Here is a 22,279-nt window from a genome sequence, read left to right on the forward strand (position 1 = left end):
CCTATGCTCACGACTTGTGGCTTGATCCGCTACGGTTCATAAGGGTATCACTGGTCAGATGAGCCTTCTGGTCACTGGTGGGGCAGGGTTTATTGGGGCAAATTTTGTGCTCGACTGGTTGACGCGGCATGATGAGCCGGTGGTCAACCTCGACAAGTTGACCTATGCGGGGAATCTCGAGAGCCTTGTCAGTCTTGGAAGCGACGTGCGGCACATCTTTGTGCGGGGTGATATCGGCGATGCTGGGCTCGTTGACAAACTGTTGATGGAGCATCGTCCGCGAGCCGTCATTAATTTCGCCGCTGAAAGTCATGTTGATCGCTCCATTCATGGGCCCGGTGAATTTATCCAGACCAATATCGTCGGCACCTTTCACTTGCTTGAATCGGTGCGCGCGTATTGGGGTGCATTGGAAGGCGAAGCCAAACAGCGTTTCCGGTTTTTGCATGTCTCTACCGATGAGGTGTACGGCTCATTGACCCAAGATGCGCCGGCTTTCAGTGAAAGGAATCGCTACGAGCCCAACAGCCCCTATTCGGCCAGCAAAGCGGCCAGCGATCATCTCGTCCGCGCCTATCACCATACCTATGGCCTGCCGGTTCTGACCACCAATTGTTCGAATAATTATGGTCCCTACCAATTTCCGGAAAAACTGATCCCGCTCTGCATCTTGAATGCATTAGCTGGGAAACCACTTCCGATCTATGGGGATGGATTGCAAGTGCGGGACTGGTTGTACGTGAACGATCACTGCCGAGCCATCGGTCTCGTGCTTCAAAGCGGCCTTGTGGGTGAAACCTATAATATCGGCGGTCGGAGCGAAATGGCCAACCTGGATGTCGTGCAGACTCTCTGCGCCAATCTGGATGAACTACGCCCACGAAATGATGGCCGGTCCTATGCGTCACAGATCACCTTTGTGAAGGACCGACCTGGACATGATCGTCGTTATGCCATAGACGCCACGAAACTTGAGCGTGAGCTGGGCTGGAAGCCTCGGGAGACCTTTGAAACGGGCCTCCGTAAAACGGTCGCCTGGTACCTTGAGAACCAGAGTTGGGTTGTAAATGTCACCAGCGGTGCCTATCGTCACTGGCTCGACGAGCACTACAGCCCCTGACCTCGATGAGAATTCTGTTAACAGGCAAGCACGGTCAGGTTGGGTTCGAGCTTCAACGTGCCTTGGCCTCCTTGGGGGAGGTCCACGCCGTCGATTACGCTGAATGTGATCTGGCCGATGCCACTGCAGTTTCTACTCTGGTACGGTCAGTCAGGCCGGACCTAATCGTCAATCCGGCAGCCTATACGGCGGTGGACAAGGCAGAATCAGAGCCGGGATTAGCTTATGCCATCAATGCCGTTGCCCCAGGAGTGCTAGGAACGGAAGCGGAGAAGTTGGGCGCGTGGGTCATACATTACTCCACTGATTATGTGTTCGATGGCAGCAAGTCTGGCGTTTATACGGAAGACGATCTCACGAACCCACTCGGTGTCTATGGACGGACCAAAAGGGACGGCGAGATCGCCCTGCAGGAAAGCGGAGCCCGATACCTGATTTTTCGGACGAGCTGGGTAGTCGGAGCCCATGGAAACAATTTTGCGAAAACGATTCTGCGATTGGCTCTTGAGCGAGAACAGTTGAATGTGGTGGCTGATCAGTATGGCGCGCCAACGTCGGCAGCCTTGCTGGCAGACGTGACGGCTCAATTGGTCCGGCAAAGGCAGAGAGAGGGTGTGGATCGTTTCTCTTACGGCTTGTACCATCTGGTTGCAGGCGGCGACACAACGTGGTGTGAGTATGCGAGGTTTGTCGTTTCGGAAGCTCTGACTGCTGGAAAACCACTCAAACTCGTGCCGGAGGCCATTCGAGGGATTCGCTCATCAGAATATCCCACCGCCGCTGCGCGCCCAGCTAATTCGCGGTTGGATACCGGCAAGTTGTGTAGGGTCTTCGGTTTCGAGTTGCCTGGTTGGGAGAATGGGGTACGGCATGTGCTGCAACAGATTCTTCTGAATGGAAAGTAGGAAGTGGCGAGTGGGACGTAGAGAATGAAGAAGGGGAAGCCGCATGAGCGGCTCGATGCTTGGAAGTTCTCGATGGCGTTGGCTAAAGCCGTGTATCAGATGACAGCGACTTTTCCAGTGGAGGAACGGTATGGCCTCTCTCAGCAAATGAGACGTGCAGCCGTCTCTATCCCAAGTAATCTCACGGAGGGTGCAGGGCGGAATGGGACAAAGGAGTACCTTCATTTTATCGGTATGTCACGCGGCTCACTCGCGCAACGAGAAACTCAGATGCAACTTGCGGTCATGTTGGGGCTTACAACTCCCGATCATCCAACATTCAATCTTGCCGATCGTGCGGTAAAACTATTGACCGGTTTGCATAAAAAATGGAGCTCCGCATGACCCCACTCTCCACTCCCGACTCCCCACTCCCCAGAAAAGGCATCATCCTTGCCGGCGGCTCCGGGAGCCGTCTCTATCCAGCCACACTGGCCATCAGCAAGCAGTTACTTCCGGTGTTCGATAAGCCGATGATCTATTATCCGCTCAGTACCCTCATGCTGGCGGGAATTCAGGAGATCCTTATAATTTCTACACCACAAGACACGCCGAGGTTTGAGCAATTACTCGGTACAGGAAAGCAGTGGGGCTTGAATCTGAACTATGCGATACAGGCTTCGCCTGATGGTCTTGCGCAAGCGTTTATCATTGGAGCTTCCTTCATCGGAGATCACCACTCTGCTCTAGTCTTAGGCGATAACATTTTTTATGGCCATGATTTTCATCGTTTGCTCGATCATGCAATGAACCGCACGGAAGGCGCCAGCGTCTTCGCCTACCATGTGCAAGATCCTGAACGTTATGGGGTCGTCGATTTCGACTCAAATGGAAAAGTGAGATCGTTGGAAGAAAAGCCTAAGCAGCCGAAATCCAACTATGCCGTCACTGGGCTCTATTTTTACGATCAGCAGGTGGTGGATTTGGCCAAGAGCCTGAACCCGTCGGACCGTGGCGAGTTAGAAATTACCGATCTTAATCGCTTGTACCTACAGCAAAGTCAACTAAACGTTGAAGTCATGGGCCGAGGCTATGCCTGGTTGGACACCGGCACGCATGAGTCGTTGCTGGAGGCGAGTCAATTTATTGCCACCCTGGAAAATCGCCAAGGCTTAAAGGTGGCGTGCCCAGAGGAAATTGCGTACAGGCAGCGGTGGATCGACGCCGTTCAATTGGAAACGCTGGCGCAACCTTTGTGTAAGAATAGGTACGGACAATATTTGCTAAGTCTCATTAATGGTAGGTCTGGTGTCGATGGCTCAAAACAGGGTTGTGCGAGCCGGGTATGAGAGGGAGGGGTGTGAATCGATAATGCGTCTCTCAGCTGCTCGGCAAGATGATCCGCGGAATGATTTGACTACTGCGCTACTCGCATATGATCAGTGGTCGTTTCTGGCCTGGCAGGATATTAAAACGAAATATCGCCGTTCGAAGATCGGGCCGTTTTGGATCACCCTGAGTATGGCAATTTTCTGCGTCACGCTTGGGTGTGTGTATAGTCAACTGTTTAAAGCGGATATTTCAGAGCTGCTACCGTTTCTCTCGGTAGGGTTTGTAGCCTGGAGTTTTATCGCCGGCTGCCTTGGTGAAATGCCCAATCTTTTCAGTGACAATGCCGTGTATATCAAGGAGATGCGGATCAACCTGCTCATCATTCACCTGCGTGCGATCGCGCGAGGGATCATTATTTTAGGTCACAATCTTCTTATCGTACTCGGCGTGTACATCTATTTCAGTATTTGGCCTGGGTGGTTGGGGTTGCTGGTCTTGCCTGGGTTTTTCCTGGTACTACTCAATCTTGCGTCGATTGGAATAACGCTCAGTGTCATTGGGGTGCGATTCAGGGATCTTTCGCAGATTACGCAAAATCTTCTCCAGGTGGGATTTTTTATTACGCCGATATTCTGGTTCCCCCGTTTGCTACCCGAGGGTAGTTGGGTGGTTGCCCTGAACCCGCTTGCCCATTTCGTCGATTTGGTGAGATCTCCATTGTTAGGCCATTTCCCGCAATTGGCTTCTTGGGTGGGGGCTACGGTGACTCTTCTTGTGAGTGCAATCCTCGCAGCATTGCTCTATCGGGCCAAGAGTGGCCGCATCGCCTTTTGGGTGTGAGATGTCTCAAGTAAGTTCGATCGAGATCCGCAATCTGTATCTGGATTATCCATTGGTTGGGACGGCGAATCTTTCACTGAAGACTCGCCTTTTAGGTGCAGCCACAGGAGGGCTTATTGCTTCAAGCAAGACGGTTTCTGTGGTGAAAGCGCTTCAGGACATCAGCATGTCTCTGGGTGAAGGAGACCGTCTCGGACTTGTCGGCCATAACGGTGCCGGGAAATCCACTTTGCTGAAGGTCTTGGCCGGTATCTATCAGCCGACCGCCGGGTTTTTTCGGATACAGGGGCGGGTCGTGTCGACACTCAATATTTCTCTCGGTATGGAACCGGAGGCGACGGGCTTGGAGAATATTATGATCCGTGGACTGCTGCTCGGCATGAAGCGCAGGGAGGTGTCTCAGAAGCTTGATGAAATTGCCGCTTTCACAGAGCTTGGCGACTATCTCAACCTTCCTGTCCGTATCTATTCTTCCGGTATGACGACGCGACTTGCGTTTGCCACCATTACGGCGATCGATTCCGATATATTGCTCATGGATGAAATGATCGGTGCGGGTGACGCCGCATTCATGGAAAAAGCGGAGAAACGGCTGAGTGAGTTCATGAACAGAAGCAAGATTATAGTCCTTGCATCTCATTCCGATTCAGTCATAAAACGATTTTGCAATAAGGCGTTGTTGCTCGAACATGGACGCGTGACCGCTCACGGTAATGTGGAAGATGTGCTTGGCGTGTATCACAACCGTACGGTCGAGATGGTTGGTGGATAGGATGCGACGACCCCTCGAGTGCTACCCGCGCATGTAGGGGAATCTCCCTGCGGTGCCTAGGAACCGCTGATGAGGCCGTTGCGTCTCACCAGGTCTTGAATTCCGATTGCGGAGTCCATGCAGGTCGCTACAAGGTTTTTCAGGATCGAGTTCGCCCAAGCTAAGGCCTGGCGGCTCATGTAATGGGATGGCTCGGTCGAACATCATGCTAGATAGGATTGCGAATGTACTGCTCGATCAAAGAGTGATGCAAGGAACTCTTGACCTGCAAACCACAACTTGGTATTGAAGGGACATCTGCGGCTCTGAGACTCATAGGAAACTTTGGGGGTAGTAAAGGACCTTCTGCACTGGTGAGTGTTGTGCAGTTGGTTTTAGTCGAAGTTGGACGCCGTTGATGTGCCGACCAGGATTTCTCTTTCCCCTTCCTCCCTCATAGGTAAGCGAGGTTAGCTATCATGAAAGCAATGAAGTTCCTGCTGGTTCCGAGCGTTGATAACCCCTATGACATAAGGATGTTGCGCTCGCTGGGTGAGGAACTCAAAGGTTTTGGTCATGAGTGCATTGTTGCTCGCAGTTCTGAGCACGCGTATGTGCCATTGATCGATGAGGCCAAAATTGATGTCGTCTTGGCTGTAAATAAATCTCGGCCGAAGGATTACAAGACTAGGCATCATGCTAGGTACGTATCCTGGTATCAGGATGTATTCTTAGATACTTCGGGTAAGGTTAACCTGCATGACGACGATATCCTTTACACCCTAGGAACCCCGAAGCAGCTTGGTCTTCGACTTGAGACGCAAAAGTATATGGCCAAGCCGTTTTATACAGGCGTCAATGAAACGAATCGCGCGAGTAAATCGTCCGAAGTGTGTGATTTTTCATTGTGCGGTGGGTTGCCATTGGACTTTCCGAGTCAGCCGTCTAGGTTTTGCTCGTCAAGACTTTCACGTTCCGTGTTGTTTGTCCTATTCCAAAAGCTTCTCTTGGCGGCCAAGAAGAGAAATTGTTTTGGCCTTAATTACAACCAAGAGGTAATTAAAAGGATGAAGACCATCACAGAACAAGTCTATAAACCCTTGGAGGGATCTCTGGATATTCACGAAATTGAAAAGGCACTTCGGGCGGAGGTTCCGCCATTTTTTAAAAATGCGAGAATGGCGGATGACATTTTATGGTTAATGATCAGATTCGCCCCCAAAAGGTACGTACAGGCTGTCGTTGGCGACGAGAGTCTAGAGAAACTGTATGGCTATGGATCTGCTTCCCCCAACAAGTTTGACGTTTATTTTTCAGGGTTATTGAATTGGATGAGTCAGACCTATCCTAGGATTTACGAGAGGAGATTGTTAATCGAGACTGTGGCTAAAGTATCAGACAGCATTCATGTTTATGGTAATTGCATGGACCGCCATGGTTTTAGTTCAAAGTACTATAAAGGTATCCTGCATTCGGAAGAGTCGCTGGCCGATGTGTATGCGAATAGCAGAGTGAATCTCGGTAACAATACCCATGGACTTGGTTTGCACTCCCGAAACTTGGCCGTTATGGCAGCGGGCGGCTTCTTGCTCCATCACAGGTCCCGCGAGAAGGTTCCCGGGAGTCTTGAGTCGGAATTTGAGGAGGGTGTACACTACGTAGGGTATAGTGGGCTAGATCAATTAAAAGATGTAGCTAGAGCCTATCTGGACGATAGGGCACAACGACTTAGAATAGGGATTGAGGCTCAAAAGTACGTGTTCCAGAAACATTCGTGGAAGCACCGAGCAAGTGAACTTTTGGGGGATCTATGTCTGAACTAAAAACTGTGCTCATGGTCGTGCCACGCTACGGGAATTTTGGTGATTTTTATCAAGTCCCGTTGGGTCTTGCCTATATTGCGGCGGCAGCGCAGAGTGCGGGGTACAAGGTTTATGGACTGAATCTAAACCATTGTGAGGGATCTGTTTCTGATCTCGTCAGAACAAAGGTCAAAGACTTGCATCCTGACGTATTGGCAACCGGAGGCCTCTCAGTCTTCATCGACCAGATTAATGAGATCATTCAGTCCGCCAAGGAGTCGAATCCAAGCATATTCACGATCTTGGGAGGGGGAGTTGTCAGCGGGGAACCCGATGTAATTCTGAAGGCAATAGACGCTGACATCGGGGTCATCAATGAAGGTGAAGAAACGATTGTCGAGATTCTTAACAAGCTGAGAGCAGGCGAAGACTTGAGTGAGATTAAAGGAGTTGTGGTTAGAACAAGTAGGGGTAGGATTCGCAGGAATGGTGAACGTCCTCAACGGGAAGACCTTGAAAATATACGGTGGCCGAACTATGAGATCCTGGATCTGCAGAAGAGTATCGAGAATCAGCGAGTCCTAGATTCATATTTTTTTCACGTTGCCCCTGATGATAATCCTCGGTCCCTCGATATGATCTCGAGTCGATCATGCCCCTTTAAGTGTACGTTCTGCTTTCATCCTACAGGGAAGACTTATAGGGAGCGACCTCTAGATGATTTTTTTAGGGAGCTGGAGTCTGTGAAAGAACGGTTTTCCATAAATATGATTGGGATCGTTGATGAGCTATTCTCACTCAGTAGAAGTCGCCTTCTTGAGTTCTGTAAGAGGATCAAGCCCTATAACATCGCGTGGATGGTCCAACTCCACGTGAACAGCGCGTCCGATGAAACTCTCAGGGCCATGGCTGATTCCGGGTGTGTCTATATCAGTTACGGTATTGAGAGCATGTCGCAGTCCGTTCTTGACTCGATGCAAAAGAAGTCGAAGAAAGCTCGTGTCGAAGAAGCCTTGCGCTTAACAAATCATTACAAGATAGGCATTCAGGGGAACTTGTTATTTGGCGACTCTGCTGAAACCATTGAGACGGCGAATGAATCCATGGATTGGTGGGCTCATAATCGTCGGTATCAAATTAATCTTACGCCACTAATTGTTTTCCCCGGAAGTCCTGATTATATGGCGGCGTTAAGAGATGGATTAATTGACCAAAAGGATCGAGTCGATTACATCAAGGATATTCCTACCAATTTGAACATATCCTCGATGAATAATTTTGATATGGATATGGTTCGGTTCATGGTCTATGTTTATTTTGAGAGTTTGTTACGTGTGGCAAAGGTTGTCAGGTTTGAACAAGCCTCGACATCCATCCGGGGTCCTGTTTACGACTGTGAATGGGAGTGTGCTACCTGCGGTCACCTAAACCACTATAAGAATTTCATTATCCCTCAAGATTGCAAGAATAGTATTAGAATGACCTGCCGTTCATGTAGGGAGCGGTTTGACATTTGCAATAGCCCGTACAGAGAAAGTGTATTCTCCAAAACGATACCAGGAGAGGCCCTTGCAACTCTTCAGCAAGCCCAATTTTATTACGATATCGGTTTGTTCGCTGAGGCGCATAATCTGGCCAATCAGGTGCTTGGTCAACACGAAAACTGTGTTGAGGCGAGACTCTTCCTCGCGCGTTTTTATGAGACTCATGGACCTGAGGAGCATATGGTTCGATCTTACGGGGCGGCCGTGACGTTTGATCCATTCAGGCCTGATTTGCACTTTAATTACGCGCGTGCGTTACAGCGCATTGGTTGCAACGGTGGAGCGTTGCTGCACTTGGAGCAAGCCCTTACGCTGCATCCTGGCTATACGCCAGCAATAGAGCTTCGTGAATCGATACAGGACCGGCACGCTTTTGACGGGTCTACTTCCGTATATTTCCGGTCGTGGTGCGACGACCCCCCTCCTTTGAGACGAGCGGTTCAGAAATGTGGATCTGATGAGGTGAGCCAGGCAAATGACCCGAAGACAATTCCTTTGGTGAAAATTGGCTAATGAGCGTAAGTACGATTTATAGCTATGTATTTACTCGATGATGAGAACTGGACAGATCGTGCGGCTGCGTATGGGGTGGTTCCTAGCCAACTTTCTTACGAAAGGTACGCGGGAAGCGATGAATGATTTGACTCCATCTGATCGACGGGTCCTGGTAATTTAAGGGCAGACAGCTCGGAGGGGACAGACATCAGTTCTCAAGAAGTTGAGTAGGCCTGAATAGCCAGAGGGGGCACAGATGCACATACTATTAGTCGTACCGCGCTACAGTCCGAATTGGGGAGAGTTTTATCAATTTCCCCTGGGGCTCGGGTATATCGCTGCAGCAATGAAACGTGCAGGCCATACGGTGACAGGGCTAAACCTCAACCATCACCATGGATCGGTGGAATCCCTGGTTGCGGCCAAGATCGCGGCCGTTAATCCGGACGTCTGTGCTACCGGCGGGCTTTCGCCGTTTTTGCCGCTGATGCAGTCGATTTTTAACGCGGCGCGCCACGCGAAGCCGACGATCATCAATATCGCCGGTGGTGGAGTGATCAGCGGCGAACCAGGTGTCATCCTCGATGTTGTCGACATCGATGTTGGTGTCGTCGGGGAAGGCGAAGTCACGATCGTCGAACTGCTCGACTGCCTGAGCCAATCGGGTGATCTTCATACCGTCCAGGGTATCGTGTTTCGCGACAAGAACGGAGAGACGGTCCAAACGCCGGAGCGTCCGCAGATTGAGGATCTCGCCTCGCTTGCCTGGCCCGACTACGATGTCCTTGAGTGCGAGCATAACGTCTCCGGACAGCGCGCCCTCGATAATTATTTCTTCCATTCTCACCCGTCGAGTCGGCCGCGAGCGATCGACATGATCACCAGCCGCTCTTGCCCGTTCAAATGCACGTTCTGTTTCCACCCCACCGGTAAGACTTACCGAGAACGGCCGCTGGATGACTTCTTTGCCGAACTCGACACGCTCGTTGCCCGCTATCAGATCAACATGGTCGGATTGATCGACGAATTATTTTCTCTGAAGAGGCAGCGGCTGTTGGAACTTTGTGAGCGGATCAAACCCTACAACCTGCAGTGGATGGTGCAGCTGCATGTGAACAGCGCGACCGAGGAGACGGTGCGGGCGATGCGGGATTCCGGCTGTGCTTACATTAGTTACGGCATTGAGAGCATGAGCCAGCCCGTGCTTCAAAACATGCTGAAGAAAAGCAAGACACACCGTATCGATAGTTCGCTGAACCTGACCAGCAAACACAGGATCGGCATTCAAGGCAACCTGTTATTCGGCGACTCGGCAGAAACGCTGGAGACTGCCAACGAATCCATGCACTGGTGGTCAGCGAACAGGCGTTACCAGGTGAATTTGACGCCGCTGATGGTGTTTCCTGGAAGTCCAGACTACTTGGCGGCGCTGCGGGACGGGTTGATCGCAGATGAAGACCGTGCCAGATACGTTCAAGATGTCCCTCCCGATTTCAACATCTCCCGTATGAACGACAAGAACATGGAGATGATCAGGTTTCAGGTCTGGGTCTTCGCGAACACCCTGCTCAATATTGCCCCCCTCAAGTCGTTCCAGCCGTCGGCGGAGCAGATACCTGGCCGCAGCACTGCGTATGACATCGTTTGGGAGTGCCCCAATTGCAACCACCAGAACGATTATCTTGGCGTGGTCATTCCGTCCGATACCGGTCATAGCATTCGCCTGACCTGTCGGGAATGCGGTGCTCGGTCGGACGTAGAAAACAAAGTCTACCGACAAACCGAGCATGCCGTGCACAGCCCAAGGCGGCGTACCTACCGACACCTTGTAGGGAAACTGGTCGAGAAAGTCAGGCAAGGCAAGTATCGTGAGATCAGTAACAAAGGGCTCAGCCTGGTGTTGGCTCGCATGCCGTTGCGATTGGGAATGCAGGATATGGCCCGCCAGATCGTGTCGGCGGAATCTCTGCTCAAAAGCGTCGGATCGGCGCTGTGTCTTGACCCGTTCAACGCCGAACGACATAACGCGTTTGCCGAGGCGCTGTGTGAAATTGGCGCGCATGGCGCGGCAAGAATGCACTATCAACAAGCGCTCATGCTTCAGCCAGGCAACCGCACGGCTACGGCAGGCATTGCCTTTATCGATAGCCCTCAAGTTTCCGAGCAACAACGTAGCACGTACTTTGTTTCATGGTCGGATGATCTGCCTCCGCAGCGCCGAAATCACCACGAGGCGGAGCTGAACGTAGAAAGCGAGCTGATTTCCATCGGTCAGGTTTCCTAGGAGCCTGTCCAAGCAATATGGCACTTTTGGCTGGACAGGCAACGTACGATGAGGTTGCTCTGCCACATGGCGAAAAATTCAAATCTTGGGACGTTGATCAATCGGTGTTGCTTCCCACGTCGATGCATGAGGTTGGTAGCTACGGGTTATGTGGCGCACTTCGTGCGGGAACTGGCCCAACCTCGCTGGACCTGTCGGCAACTCTGAATACCTAAACCAAGGACTGCGGATTTCTGCTGTATGATCCCATTATGATGACCGCCCTGCTGTTATCTGCATACTGCCGAGGTCTCTACGTCTCGCGGAGGATCTCGCAGGTGTGTGAGATGTGGGTGGATGTCAGGTAACACTGAAGCGGAGTCGGGAGTCTTTTCTTAAGAGCCTCATCGTGATATGAGGTCTTTGGGGTAGCTCTTCAACTGCAGGGCATGATTCTTTGATTCCGCGTTACTGGTGTGGGTATTCTTCTGCTGTGGTTCCCACGATTCAAGAATCTGAAGTGGACTTCTCCATTGATGTGTTGCGGGCGAGGTGCTTAGTAAGGTGATTGTACTGACCATGCTTCGTGGAGTATTCGGAAGCTGAAGCACAGACGTATCATATGAAAATACTGATTCTGGGCGGCACGGTTTTTTTGGGTAGGCACCTTACGGAGGCGTTTTTATCGCGAGGGCATGAAGTTACTCATTATAACCGTGGCCTGAGCAATACGCAGTTGTTTCCAGAAGTTGAGAAATTGCGCGGCGACCGAAATCTCAATCTATTGCCTCTGCGGGGTAGATCATGGGATGCCGTTGTTGATACCTGCGGCTATTTTCCTCGACAAGCAGTAGCAACAGCAGAAGCATTGCATCCGCATACTCCCCTCTACGCCTTCATTTCGAGTGTCAACCAGTATGCTGACCTACGTGTCAGTGGTGTTGGTGAGGATTATCCGAGTGCTTCAGCTAGCTTTCAAGCCAAGCAATCTGATCCGCCATTGACGCCGGAAACGTATGGCCCTCTCAAAGCCGCCTGTGAAGAGGCCGTCCAAAAGATTTACGGCGATCGTGCGCTGATCGTGCGTCCCGGTTGTCTGGTGGGCCCCTATGATCAGGCGCATCGGTTCACATATTGGGTGAGGCGGGCAGCTGCGGGTGGGGCGATGCTGGTCCCCGGCTCTCCTGATCAGGTGTGGCAGATCATAGATGTTCGCGATGCAGCGGAGTGGATCGTCCGTATGCTTGAAGAAGAGCACGCAGGGATTTTCAATGTTGTGGGGCCCGAACAGCCCATATCAGCCGGTCAATTGGTGCAGCAATTGACGTCTTCCGCTGGGAGCGATGCCCGGCCAATTTGGGTGGATGCAGAATTCCTGCGCACGAGTTCAGCCGGCAAACGCTGGTTGGATCTTGCGGAATGGAGTGATCTATCCCCATCCATGGCGCACCTCTATTCGATAGACAATACACGTGCAGTTGCCACCGGTCTATGCTTTAGGCCGCTGGCTGTTACAACCCAAGAGGTTCTCGCCTGGTTGGAACTGCGAGGGCCTCGTGGGGCTGATGCTCTAGATCCAGAGCGTGAGAATGATCTGTTGCGCGCCGGGACACGCTATACGATGACCGTGCCAAGCTGAACATTCACGTGATATAGACTGCTGCAATAGCACGTACTGGGTAATGCGGAGGTCTGAGGAATGCGGATATCAAGCCTCCTGTGCTGCCCAAAGACGTCGGGCGTACCCTCAAAATTGTATTCTTGGACGACACATAACCGGACTCCTCCTCACGAAGTACGCTCGGCATGTCAGAATGCCGTGTACGCTCACCGGCGTGGGCTGTCAGTGGTTTAGACTTGTGGTGTAGGCGCGGTGCTTACATGGCTAGCCTGTCCTTCTATTTTGAGGGAGTCGGACTTGATTCACTCGTGTCTGTTCCCGTGATCCTGTAATGCGGTTGGACATCTTTACGAAAATGCCGTACAGATGAGAGGTAGCCATAGGCAGGGAATTCCGTAACGGAATTATTCGCATATCCATATCTCGTACGCTACGCGTTCAAGAAAAAGGTAACTAAATGGATAAATTTGGAATTGATAGCCATAAACTCATCTATCATCCGCAACGGGTCGCGCAGTTTTTGGACGCAGACGATGATTGGGAAAAAGCAAAAGCCGTTTACCCGATTTACGTCGAGGTATCTCCGGTGGGTGCCTGCAATCACCGATGTACGTTCTGTGCCGTTGATTACATCGGTTACAAAAGCCGAATGCTTGATGTCGGGATGTTCTCGGAGCGTGTTGCGGAAATGGGGCGTTTGGGCATCAAGAGCATCATGTTTGCCGGAGAAGGCGAGCCGCTCCTGCATAGAAACATCAATGAGATCGTCAGTGCCACCAGCGGTGCCGGTATCGATATCTCATTTACGACCAACGCCACGGCTCTGAATGAGGCGTTCATCGAGCGGTCGCTTCCGCTGACTTCGTGGATCAAGACTTCGGTGAATGCGGGGACGGCAGCGAATTATGCCAAGATTCATTGCACGAAAGAGCGAGACTTTGATCGGGTGATTGCCAATCTTAAGAATGCGGTTGCCGCCAAGAGACGGGCCGGATTGCGGTGTGCGTTGGGAGCGCAAGCTGTGTTACTGCCAGAGAATGCGCATGAGATGGAACTGCTTGCGAAAATTTGCCGGGATGAAATCGGTCTTGATTATCTTGTTGTCAAACCATATTCTCAACACCTGTTCAGTGAGACGCACATGTACGAGGATATCAACTACAACAATTATCTGGAGCTGGCCGATACGCTTCGGGTTCTCAATACCGAAACCTTCCATGTGGTGTTTCGTGAAAACACGATGAAGAAATACGCTCAAGATGAGAGCGAGCGCTATACCAAATGCAATGCCACTCCGTTCTTTTGGGCCTATATCATGGCCGATGGCGCGGTGTATGGCTGTAGCGCGTATCTGCTGGACGAGCGTTTTGCGTATGGAAACATTAATGAGCGGACGTTTCAGTCGATTTGGGAAGGCCCTGAACGGAAAGCCAATTTTCATTATGTGCGGCATGAATTGAATATTAAAGACTGTCGCAAGAATTGCCGGATGGATGAGGTGAATCGATATTTATTCACGCTGCGCGAAGAGAAAATCGAGCACGTTAATTTTATTTGAGTTGATGCGACTGCGCCAGTCATACATGAGGGATAACGTCGTATGAAGTGTGTGGTTACCGGAGGGGCAGGATTCATCGGAAGTCACTTAACGGAGCTCTTGCTTCATAAGGGGCATGACGTCATCGTTGTGGACAACCTCACATCCGGTCGGATGAGCAATCTGAAAGCTGCGACCAGCAATCCAGGGTGTACCTTCGTTCAGGCGGACATTCGCGATCTCCCGTCTTTGCAACCGGCTTTTCGAGAAGTGGACTGGGTTTTTCACCTTGCGGGGCTTGCGGATATCGTCCCCTCAATCGAAATGCCGGCACAGTATTACAGCACGAACGTCACCGGCACGTTCAATGTGCTTGAGTGTGCGCGGATGTGCGGTGCAAGGCGGTTCGTCTACGCAGCCTCCTCATCAAGCTACGGTATCCCGGACACCTATCCGACGCCCGAATCATCTCCGATCAAACCGCAATATCCTTATGCATTGACGAAGTATTTGGGCGAGGAGCTGGTACTGCATTGGGCTCAGGTCTATAAACTCCCCGCGCTTTCATTGCGGCTCTTCAATGTCTACGGAACACGTTCTCGAACAAGCGGGGCCTACGGGGCCGTCTTCGGTGTATTTCTAGCACAGAAGCTAAACGGGCAGCCCTATACCGTCGTCGGCGATGGCAAGCAAACCCGTGACTTCACCTACGTGACGGACGTTGCCGGCGCGTTTCTTGCCGCGGCTGAGTCCTCGGTCACGGGTGTCGCGATGAACGTGGGCAGCGGCAATCACTACAGCGTCAATCGTTTGGTCGAACTCTTGGGAGGATCGGTCGTGCATATCCCCAAGCGTCCGGGTGAACCTGATTGCACGTTTGCATCCGTCGAAAAAATTGAAACCCTTCTGAGCTGGAAGGCGAAGGTTACGTTTGAAGCCGGAGTGGAAATGATGCTGAGGAATATCAACGACTGGAAGGATGCGCCAGTATGGGATCCTTCAAGTATCAGCCAGGCGACCCAAGCGTGGTTTCAGCACTTGGGCGTCTAAGGAGAAGAATAGTGATCCAAGAGATTGCTCTTGCTGCTCGGGTGGTTGAATTTTCCGATCTCATCACTCGTTGTGAAGTAACCCAGAGGGATGGGTCGGCTCTGTTTCTTGAAGCGGGAATGGAGGATCTTTGGCGCCGATTGAATCAACTCCGTAATGATGGGGGGCATCTCTATGTGATCGGCAATGGAGGAAGCGCCGCCGTGGCGAGCCATGCCGTCACCGACTTCTTCAACGTTGCCAAGTTGAGAGCGACAACGTTGCACGAGAGTTCTCTGATGACCTGCATGTCGAATGATTTCGGGTACGAGAACGCACTCGGGCGAATGGTCAAGCAACTGGTCAAAGCGGGTGATGTGGTGATTGCCATCAGTAGTTCGGGGAAGTCCATGAATATCAGGAATGCCGTGACGGAGGCGACCATTGCGGGAGGTTACGTTGTGACATTCAGTGGGTTTGCGCAGGACAATCCGCTCCGCTTTCTCGGTGATCTGAATCTCTGGATCAATTCGACGGATTATGGATTGGTGGAAGTCGGTCATCAGTTCTTGTTGCACAATCTCTCCGACAGGTTCGGGGCAGGTTTGGTGGGTTGATACAGTATGTCGAGCAGAAAGATCCTCAGCCTAGATGAACTCGCCGGCCAATCCCACGAATTCAGGGAGCAGGGTAAACGCGTCGTTCTCTGTCATGGCACCTTCGACCTCATGCATACCGGCCATATTCGCTATCTGCAACGCGCGAAAAAAGAAGGCGATATCCTCCTTGTGACGGTGACTGCGGATGCATACGTCAACAAAGGTCCTGGTCGTCCGATCTTTAACGAACTGCTACGGGCCGAAAATCTCGCGGCGTTAGAGTGCGTTGATTTCGTGGCGATCAACCATGCCGTGACTGCTGTCGATGCCCTGCATCAAATCCAGCCGAGCGTCTACGCCAAAGGAAGCGAGTATCGCTCTCATGGCAATGATGTGACGGGAAACATCATTCGTGAGCAGGAGGCCGTACACGCGCATGGCGGTGAAATCTTTTACACCGATGAGATCACATTTAGCTCCAGCAGTCTGCTGAACGAACATTTCGGGGTGTTCAGTCCCGATACCAAGGACTATCTTGATCGGTTTCGTGTGAAGTGGCCTGATCGTGAAATCCACCGCATGGTCGAAGTCCTTGATACGCTCAATGTATTGGTCGTCGGCGACGCCATCATCGATCAGTATCATTATGTGTCCCCATTGGGACAGACTGGGAAGGGCAACGTACTAGCCGTGCAGTATGATACCGAGGAGCAATTTGCAGGTGGCTCGATGGCGGTTGCTAACCATATTGCTCGATTTGCCAAATCGGTGACCTTGGTTGCGGGGTTGGGTGACACCCAGAGTCATGAGGAGTTCATACGAGAGAAGTTGCATCAGAACATTACACCGATTTTTTCGTATTTCAAGAATGCGCCGACGGTCACCAAAAGACGGTTTGTCGACAGTGATCTCTCAAAGCTCTTCGAGGTGTACTTTTTCCATGACGAGCCGATGTTGGAGGATTCCGGAGCGTACATTCACCAGTGGTTGACGGACCATCTTGCAAAATTTGATGTCGTTGTAGTTGCCGATTTCGGCAATGGGTTTATTTCCAACGACATGGTTCGATTGCTGTGTGCCAAGTCGCGGTTTCTTGCGGTCAATACGCAGATCAATAGTGGAAATCGGGGTTATCACGTCATCAATCGGTATCCGTCCGCAAGTTTTGCGTCGCTGAACGAGCCGGAGCTGCGGTTGGCGGCGCACAACAGGCATGATCCATTGGAGAAGGTCGCTGAATCCATCGCCGCGAATATCGGTGCAGGTCATTTGGCGATCACGCGTGGGACCAAAGGAATGATGATGTTTGACGCCAAGGAAAACGCGTTTCACAAAGTGCCGGCCCTCTCTTCCCGAGTGATTGACCGTATCGGTGCGGGGGATGCACTTCTTTCCTTAACGTCTCTCTGCCTCGGCAGAGGGTTCCCTAGCGAAGTCGCCGCCTTTGTGGGAAGCGTGGCGGCGGCGATGGATGTGCAAATCGTGTGTAATCGTGAGCCGATTGATCCTGTCGCGTTAAAAAAATACGTATCGACCTTGCTCAAATAATTGAGGAGACGGTTGCCGATGCATGACCAGACCAGGAGGAGCTTGTTCAGTGCCATGCTCCGTATCAGGCGGGTCGAGGAAGCGCTGGCGACGCGTTATGCCGAACAGATGATGCGGTGCCCGATGCACTTGTGTATCGGGCAAGAAGCCATTGCTGTTGGTGTGTGTACAGCCCTGCGCAAAGAGGATAAGGTGTTCAGCAATCATCGCGCACATGGGCACTATCTGGCCAAAGGCGGTGATCTTAATGCGATGGTGGCCGAGCTGTATGGCCGGGCGACTGGGTGCTGCGGCGGCCGAGGTGGATCCATGCACCTCATTGACCTCGCGGTTGGATTTATGGGGGCCACGCCGATTGTCGGTGGAACGGTCCCGTTAGCGGTTGGTTCCGCGTGGGCCGCCTCGCTCCAGGACACTCACGATGTCTCGGTGAGTTTTTTGGGCGATGGGTGTTTCGAAGAAGGGGTGGTGCACGAATCCCTCAATTTCGCGGCATTGCATCGGCTGCCGATCATTTTTGTCTGCGAGAACAACGACTTTTCCGTGTACACCCGCCGAAACGAACGCCAGCCCAATCGGCCCATCTATCGGATTGCCGAGGCCCATGGTATGCCTGTTGCTGTGGCGGATGGCAATGATGTAGAGACGGTCGTCTCACTGGTGAGCGCTGCAGTTGACAGTGCCCGCAGCGGGAACGGACCGCAGTTCCTGGAATTTGATGCCTACCGCTGGCGAGAACATTGCGGCCCGGATTTCGATGACCATCTCAAGTACCGCTCCGTACAGGAAATTCAAACCGGCATGAACAATTGCCCGATTGATCGGTACAAGACGATCCTCCTGCAGACGGGCATTCTCGATGAGCTGGGTTGCGCTGGGATCGAGACTCAGATTCGGGAGGAGGTATCTGCTGCATTCGACTTTGCTCTGGCGAGCAGCAAACCGACGATCAAGGATGCCTGGGAGAAGGTGTATGCGTGATGTCGCGGAGCGTCAACTGACGTTCGCTGAAGCCATACGCGAAAGCCTGGATCAGGCGATGGAGAAGGATTCGCGCGTCATCGTGATCGGCGAGGGGGTTCCTGATCCGAAAGCGATTTTCAACACGACGGCCGGGTTGCGTCAAAAGTATGGAGCGCGTCGGGTGTTCGATATGCCGCTGTCGGAAAACGGGCTTACCGGAGCCTGTATCGGTGCGGCATTATCAGGTATGCGGCCGGTCATGATTCATCAACGTATCGATTTTGCCTTGCTGGCCATGGATCAGCTCGTCAACAATGCCGCCAAATGGCACTACATGTTTGATGGAAAAGCGTCGGTTCCCATGGTGGTGCGGATGATTGTGGGACGGGGATGGGGGCAAGGGCCTCAGCATTCCCAGAGTCTGCAAGCCATGTTTGCGATGGTACCGGGGATTAAGGTTGTCATGCCGACCACGGCTTATGACGCGAAAGGCATGATGATTGCGGCGATCGAAGACGACAATCCGGTTCTGTTCATCGAACACCGATGGCTGCATCATGTTGCGGACAGTGTGCCAGACCACTATTACCGTGTTCCGATCGGCACAGCCAGGATTCTGCATGAAGGGTCCGATGTGACGGTGGCAGCATTCTCATATATGGCCTTTGAGGCGTTGATTGCGGCGAAGTCGATGTTGACGGAGATGGGCGTTGGACTGGAGGTCATCGATATGCGAACCGTGCGCCCTCTCGACGTGGAAAGCGTGCTTACGTCAGTGAGAAAAACGGGCCGGCTCATTGTTGCGGATACGGCATTTCGGACCGGGAGCATTGCCGGTGAACTGATCAGCCAGGTTGTCGAACAGTCGTTCGCATCGCTGACGGCACCACCGGTACGGATCGCCTCTCCGGATTTTCCGACTCCGACGTCTCATTTTATGGCGGAGGATTATTACCCGGGCCCTAAGACAATCGCCGATGCGGCGCTCGACCTGATGGGAAAATCGAGAGAGACGGGTGGCTACCAGCGGATGTCCGCTGCGTTTGTTCGCAAGGGCCCGCACGATGTTCCCAATCGTGAGTTCTCTGGTCCGTTTTGACCATGCCCGGCAAATCAAGAGGAGAGCCCATGGGAGGTTATGTACAGTATGCCAGTGCCGAGACGTTTCTTCCCACTCCAGACTGGGTGATACGCACTGAAGCGGAGCGTCTGTCCCGGCTGGAAAGCGCAATAGCTGCCGGTGAGGAACAGTTTCGGAGGTTGCTGGTGATTGTGGCGGCCAAGGATGATGGGCAGGTCATCGTGAGACTCAATGCGCCTCTTTCGGCCGGTGCTCGTGGAACGGTGCTGTTGGATCTTGAAGCCTACCTCAAATCGGCGGTCGATAGCGGGTTGACCGTATGGGTTGAAGCGTTGGGGGATAGGAATTCACTGCGCAATCTCCGTGGCATCGAGGTGAAAGCATGACGGCCGCTGTTCAGACCAAAGCGGGAGCACTGATTCTTGACTCGCACAAACTGTCGTATCACTACGATCGCGTTGAAGCCTGGGAGGTTGGTGAACGGATCGCTCCCGTCAGTGTCGACATGTCGCTGACTCGTGCCTGTGGCTCAATGTGTTCATTCTGTTACGCGATGATGCAGGAATCCCAGGTGCGCAGCAGCATCAGCACCCAACATGCGCTGAATCTTCTTGATGATTTCGCTGAAATCGGGATCCGAAGCGTCTCGCTCGTGTCTGACGGCGAAAGCACGTTGTCGAAAGCGTACGTACCGTTCATCCAGCACGCGGCGAGTCTCGGTATCGACGTCGGCAATGCAACGAACGCGTGGGAGTGGGGACCTGAGAAAATCGAGCAGGTTCTGCCCTCCTTGACGTGGGTGCGGTTCACTGTGGCGGCAGGTCGTCCGGAGAGTTATGCGAGCATTATGTACAAGGGACCGGAGCACACGCAGGTATTTGATCGTGCTATTGGACATATCCGCTATGCCATCGACTTAAAACGGCGGAAGAAGTTGCCGGTCACGCTCGGGATCCAGATGGTCCTGATGCCGCATTTGAAGGACGAAATCATTCCGTTCGCCCAGCTCGGGCTTGATCTTGGGGCGGATTATGCCGTCATCAAACATTGCTCGGATGATGAACAGGGCACGCTCGGGATCGACTACAGCCGGTACGAGAGTTTGCATGATCTACTGAAACAAGCCGAGGCCATGAGCAATGAGCAGACGAAGGTGATCGTCAAGTGGACGAAGATCAAGGACGGCGACAAACCCAGCTATCAGCGTTTCTATGGCCCGCAGTTCCTGCTGCAGATCAGCGGCAGCGGTCTGGTGGCGCCGTCCGGCATGTTTTTTAACGCGCGCTACTCCAAGCTGCACATCGGGAACTTTACCGAAGAGCGGTTTACAGATATCTGGAAATCGACACGTTACTGGCGCGCCATGGATTATCTGGCATCGCCGGCGTTCGATGCGCAAACGATGATGGGGACCCTGCCCATTCAGCACTATGTCAGTGTCGCATTGGATAACCACGCCAAGGGTCTTCAACGCATTCAACCTGGAACGGGGGCCAGGCCCCTTCATCATAACTTTCTTTAGCACGGATTCCAGGCGTTCGAAGCGGGACACTACCTCTCTTCACGCGTATGCCGCGGTCACCGGCCAATGGAGCGGCGTGCTGTCTATCACGTAGGAGCTGCCAAGTTGGTTGCCGTAGTCACGGAGCACAGCGAGCCGACGGTGGCCATCGTTATCCCGAATTATAACGATGCGCCATACCTTCCGACATGCCTTGCCTCGGTGCTTGGTCTCGCCCTGCGACCTGATCAGATCATACTTGTTGACGATGGTTCGACCGATGAGAGTGTGGCATTGGCGGCTCGGTACCTGGATGGTGTGCCTGGAGCGCAGATTGTCGTGAATCCGGAACGTGTGGGAACAATGGGTGCCCTCAACGTTGGCCTTCAGTATGTGAGCTGTGACTACGTCCTCTTTCTTGCGTCGAACGACCATCTTGATGGAGAGATATTGGCACATGCAAAAGCTGCGATCGCCAGATTAGGGCCGACGGGCTTGTGGTCGGCTATGGTTTGGTCGGCGGATGCAGAGGGTAACTACGAGCAGGTGTTCCCGTCTGCTGTCGTGGCTACGCGGGAGACGGCGCTTACGCCACAGGAATGCGTACGTTTTGCCAATAGGCTGGGAAATTGGTTCACCGGGACGACCCTGTTATTCCATCGCGCGACGCTCCAGCATATCGGGGGGTTCGACCAGGAGTACCGAGGTCTTGCGGATCTGTTTGCTGCGTTGACCATCTCGAGCCTCAAAGGCGCCATCTTCTGTCCGGCTCCCTTCGGTGTGATGCGAAGACATGATGGGGGATACTTGTGGCGAACTTTGACCGATCATGTGCACTTGGAGTCGCTGTTGCTGGGTGTGATGGACAAGGGGCCAACATTGTCTCCCGCTTTGTTTACTCCCCGCTTCATCGAGCGGACATGTCGTCGGATCCGTTTCTCCGCGGTCCGCGCCCTGGATGGCGGTGCCTGGCCGAATATCGGCGGGGCCTGGGAACGGGGGGTATACGCATGGCTTGGTGGGCTCTGGCGATTCATGATGATTTCGAAACTTCGGACCGCGCTCGCATTCTTGCTTCTGCGGCCTTTTGATATCCTGCCCATGTTTTGGTACAGGCTCATCAAGTTTCGTTGGATTGTGGTGCGTGATCGATTGCGGAATCCGCAAATATCCATTGTACATGCGAAGCGGTCATTGGCGTGAGCAGGGAAACGGGATGGGTACAACAAAGTCCAGATGTATCTCTTGTGTGGGCAGCTGCAGCGTGCGGGACGCCGGTAATGTCACCGAAATATTCGAATGCGCCATGGATATCGTCCGACATGCAGTTGTGAGTGGGGTTGTTACGGTCGATGGACAATTAGATCGT

The 22,279-nt window shown here is 52.6% G+C and carries 20 protein-coding genes; all 20 read left to right on the forward strand.

The window, feature by feature from the left end; all coding sequences use genetic code 11:
* The first annotated feature begins 58 nt into the window (after positions 1-58).
* The 20 genes from rfbB (at position 59) to ACMTNU_RS08900 (ending at position 22,113) form a co-directional block, all read left to right on the forward strand.
* A complete protein-coding gene (gene rfbB, locus ACMTNU_RS08805) occupies positions 59-1,120 on the forward strand; it encodes a dTDP-glucose 4,6-dehydratase (RefSeq protein ID WP_413934867.1) in 1,062 nt (353 codons plus the stop codon).
* 5 nt (positions 1,121-1,125) lie between these two features.
* On the forward strand, positions 1,126-2,025 hold the full coding sequence (rfbD, locus tag ACMTNU_RS08810; protein WP_413934868.1) for a dTDP-4-dehydrorhamnose reductase: 900 nt from the start codon (positions 1,126-1,128) through the stop codon (positions 2,023-2,025).
* Positions 2,026-2,049: 24 nt separating this feature from the next.
* On the forward strand, positions 2,050-2,409 hold the full coding sequence (locus ACMTNU_RS08815; protein WP_413934869.1) for a four helix bundle protein: 360 nt from the start codon (positions 2,050-2,052) through the stop codon (positions 2,407-2,409).
* Positions 2,406-3,353: a glucose-1-phosphate thymidylyltransferase RfbA gene (gene rfbA, locus ACMTNU_RS08820; RefSeq protein ID WP_413934870.1), complete on the forward strand. Its 948-nt coding sequence runs from the start codon at positions 2,406-2,408 to the stop codon at positions 3,351-3,353. The genes ACMTNU_RS08815 and rfbA overlap by 4 nt, the downstream gene beginning before the upstream one ends.
* A 22-nt stretch (positions 3,354-3,375) precedes the next feature.
* Positions 3,376-4,176 carry an ABC transporter permease gene (locus ACMTNU_RS08825; RefSeq protein WP_413934871.1) on the forward strand — a complete coding sequence of 267 codons (801 nt, stop codon included), beginning with the start codon at positions 3,376-3,378 and terminating at the stop codon, positions 4,174-4,176.
* 1 nt (position 4,177) lies between these two features.
* Positions 4,178-4,948, forward strand: a complete 771-nt coding sequence (locus ACMTNU_RS08830; RefSeq protein WP_413934872.1) for an ABC transporter ATP-binding protein — start codon at positions 4,178-4,180, stop codon at positions 4,946-4,948.
* A 458-nt stretch (positions 4,949-5,406) separates the two neighbouring features.
* Complete coding sequence (locus tag ACMTNU_RS08835) at positions 5,407-6,750, forward strand: glycosyltransferase (protein WP_413934873.1); 1,344 nt, start codon at positions 5,407-5,409, stop codon at positions 6,748-6,750.
* A complete protein-coding gene (locus ACMTNU_RS08840) occupies positions 6,738-8,786 on the forward strand; it encodes a radical SAM protein (RefSeq protein WP_413934874.1) in 2,049 nt (682 codons plus the stop codon). The genes ACMTNU_RS08835 and ACMTNU_RS08840 overlap by 13 nt, the downstream gene beginning before the upstream one ends.
* 238 nt (positions 8,787-9,024) lie before the next feature.
* Positions 9,025-11,052, forward strand: coding sequence for a cobalamin-dependent protein (locus tag ACMTNU_RS08845; protein ID WP_413934875.1), 2,028 nt, complete (start codon positions 9,025-9,027; stop codon positions 11,050-11,052).
* Positions 11,053-11,069: 17 nt separating this feature from the next.
* Positions 11,070-11,267, forward strand: a complete 198-nt coding sequence (locus tag ACMTNU_RS08850; protein WP_413934876.1) for a hypothetical protein — start codon at positions 11,070-11,072, stop codon at positions 11,265-11,267.
* Positions 11,268-11,653: 386 nt separating this feature from the next.
* A complete protein-coding gene (locus tag ACMTNU_RS08855) occupies positions 11,654-12,670 on the forward strand; it encodes an NAD-dependent epimerase/dehydratase family protein (RefSeq protein ID WP_413934877.1) in 1,017 nt (338 codons plus the stop codon).
* A gap of 439 nt (positions 12,671-13,109) precedes the next feature.
* A complete protein-coding gene (locus tag ACMTNU_RS08860) occupies positions 13,110-14,210 on the forward strand; it encodes a radical SAM protein (protein WP_413934878.1) in 1,101 nt (366 codons plus the stop codon).
* A 42-nt stretch (positions 14,211-14,252) separates the two neighbouring features.
* A complete protein-coding gene (locus ACMTNU_RS08865; RefSeq protein WP_413934879.1) occupies positions 14,253-15,239 on the forward strand; it encodes an SDR family oxidoreductase in 987 nt (328 codons plus the stop codon).
* Positions 15,240-15,250: 11 nt separating this feature from the next.
* Entirely contained in the window at positions 15,251-15,835 is a 585-nt protein-coding gene (locus tag ACMTNU_RS08870) for an SIS domain-containing protein (RefSeq protein WP_413934880.1), read from the forward strand.
* A 6-nt stretch (positions 15,836-15,841) separates the two neighbouring features.
* On the forward strand, positions 15,842-17,365 hold the full coding sequence (locus ACMTNU_RS08875; protein ID WP_413934881.1) for a PfkB family carbohydrate kinase: 1,524 nt from the start codon (positions 15,842-15,844) through the stop codon (positions 17,363-17,365).
* Positions 17,366-17,383: 18 nt separating this feature from the next.
* Positions 17,384-18,346 (forward strand): thiamine pyrophosphate-dependent dehydrogenase E1 component subunit alpha, encoded by a 963-nt coding sequence (locus ACMTNU_RS08880; RefSeq protein ID WP_413934882.1) that lies wholly within the window; start codon positions 17,384-17,386, stop codon positions 18,344-18,346.
* Complete coding sequence (locus tag ACMTNU_RS08885; protein ID WP_413934883.1) at positions 18,339-19,427, forward strand: alpha-ketoacid dehydrogenase subunit beta; 1,089 nt, start codon at positions 18,339-18,341, stop codon at positions 19,425-19,427. The genes ACMTNU_RS08880 and ACMTNU_RS08885 overlap by 8 nt, the downstream gene beginning before the upstream one ends.
* 29 nt (positions 19,428-19,456) lie before the next feature.
* Positions 19,457-19,795, forward strand: a complete 339-nt coding sequence (locus tag ACMTNU_RS08890; RefSeq protein WP_413934884.1) for a hypothetical protein — start codon at positions 19,457-19,459, stop codon at positions 19,793-19,795.
* Positions 19,792-20,931 carry a radical SAM protein gene (locus ACMTNU_RS08895; RefSeq protein ID WP_413934885.1) on the forward strand — a complete coding sequence of 380 codons (1,140 nt, stop codon included), beginning with the start codon at positions 19,792-19,794 and terminating at the stop codon, positions 20,929-20,931. The genes ACMTNU_RS08890 and ACMTNU_RS08895 overlap by 4 nt, the downstream gene beginning before the upstream one ends.
* A gap of 105 nt (positions 20,932-21,036) precedes the next feature.
* Complete coding sequence (locus ACMTNU_RS08900) at positions 21,037-22,113, forward strand: glycosyltransferase family 2 protein (protein ID WP_413934886.1); 1,077 nt, start codon at positions 21,037-21,039, stop codon at positions 22,111-22,113.
* The last annotated feature ends 166 nt before the right edge of the window (positions 22,114-22,279 follow it).

The organism is Nitrospira sp. BLG_1 (genome assembly GCF_047338595.1).
Lineage (GTDB): Bacteria > Nitrospirota > Nitrospiria > Nitrospirales > Nitrospiraceae > Nitrospira_D.

What these genes read in the sequence shown, in the direction of transcription:
- ACMTNU_RS08830 (WP_413934872.1), top strand. Translation starts at nt 4,178, where the DNA reads ATGTCTCAAGTAAGTTCGATCGAGATCCGCAATCTGTATCTGGATTAT.
- rfbD (WP_413934868.1), top strand. Translation starts at nt 1,126, where the DNA reads ATGAGAATTCTGTTAACAGGCAAGCACGGTCAGGTTGGGTTCGAGCTT.
- ACMTNU_RS08860 (WP_413934878.1), top strand. Translation starts at nt 13,110, where the DNA reads ATGGATAAATTTGGAATTGATAGCCATAAACTCATCTATCATCCGCAA.
- ACMTNU_RS08850 (WP_413934876.1), top strand. Translation starts at nt 11,070, where the DNA reads ATGGCACTTTTGGCTGGACAGGCAACGTACGATGAGGTTGCTCTGCCA.
- ACMTNU_RS08880 (WP_413934882.1), top strand. Translation starts at nt 17,384, where the DNA reads ATGCATGACCAGACCAGGAGGAGCTTGTTCAGTGCCATGCTCCGTATC.
- ACMTNU_RS08840 (WP_413934874.1), top strand. Translation starts at nt 6,738, where the DNA reads ATGTCTGAACTAAAAACTGTGCTCATGGTCGTGCCACGCTACGGGAAT.
- ACMTNU_RS08835 (WP_413934873.1), top strand. Translation starts at nt 5,407, where the DNA reads ATGAAAGCAATGAAGTTCCTGCTGGTTCCGAGCGTTGATAACCCCTAT.
- ACMTNU_RS08865 (WP_413934879.1), top strand. Translation starts at nt 14,253, where the DNA reads ATGAAGTGTGTGGTTACCGGAGGGGCAGGATTCATCGGAAGTCACTTA.
- ACMTNU_RS08855 (WP_413934877.1), top strand. Translation starts at nt 11,654, where the DNA reads ATGAAAATACTGATTCTGGGCGGCACGGTTTTTTTGGGTAGGCACCTT.
- ACMTNU_RS08890 (WP_413934884.1), top strand. Translation starts at nt 19,457, where the DNA reads ATGGGAGGTTATGTACAGTATGCCAGTGCCGAGACGTTTCTTCCCACT.
- ACMTNU_RS08895 (WP_413934885.1), top strand. Translation starts at nt 19,792, where the DNA reads ATGACGGCCGCTGTTCAGACCAAAGCGGGAGCACTGATTCTTGACTCG.
- ACMTNU_RS08815 (WP_413934869.1), top strand. Translation starts at nt 2,050, where the DNA reads ATGAAGAAGGGGAAGCCGCATGAGCGGCTCGATGCTTGGAAGTTCTCG.
- ACMTNU_RS08825 (WP_413934871.1), top strand. Translation starts at nt 3,376, where the DNA reads ATGCGTCTCTCAGCTGCTCGGCAAGATGATCCGCGGAATGATTTGACT.
- ACMTNU_RS08875 (WP_413934881.1), top strand. Translation starts at nt 15,842, where the DNA reads ATGTCGAGCAGAAAGATCCTCAGCCTAGATGAACTCGCCGGCCAATCC.
- rfbB (WP_413934867.1), top strand. Translation starts at nt 59, where the DNA reads ATGAGCCTTCTGGTCACTGGTGGGGCAGGGTTTATTGGGGCAAATTTT.
- rfbA (WP_413934870.1), top strand. Translation starts at nt 2,406, where the DNA reads ATGACCCCACTCTCCACTCCCGACTCCCCACTCCCCAGAAAAGGCATC.
- ACMTNU_RS08885 (WP_413934883.1), top strand. Translation starts at nt 18,339, where the DNA reads ATGCGTGATGTCGCGGAGCGTCAACTGACGTTCGCTGAAGCCATACGC.
- ACMTNU_RS08845 (WP_413934875.1), top strand. Translation starts at nt 9,025, where the DNA reads ATGCACATACTATTAGTCGTACCGCGCTACAGTCCGAATTGGGGAGAG.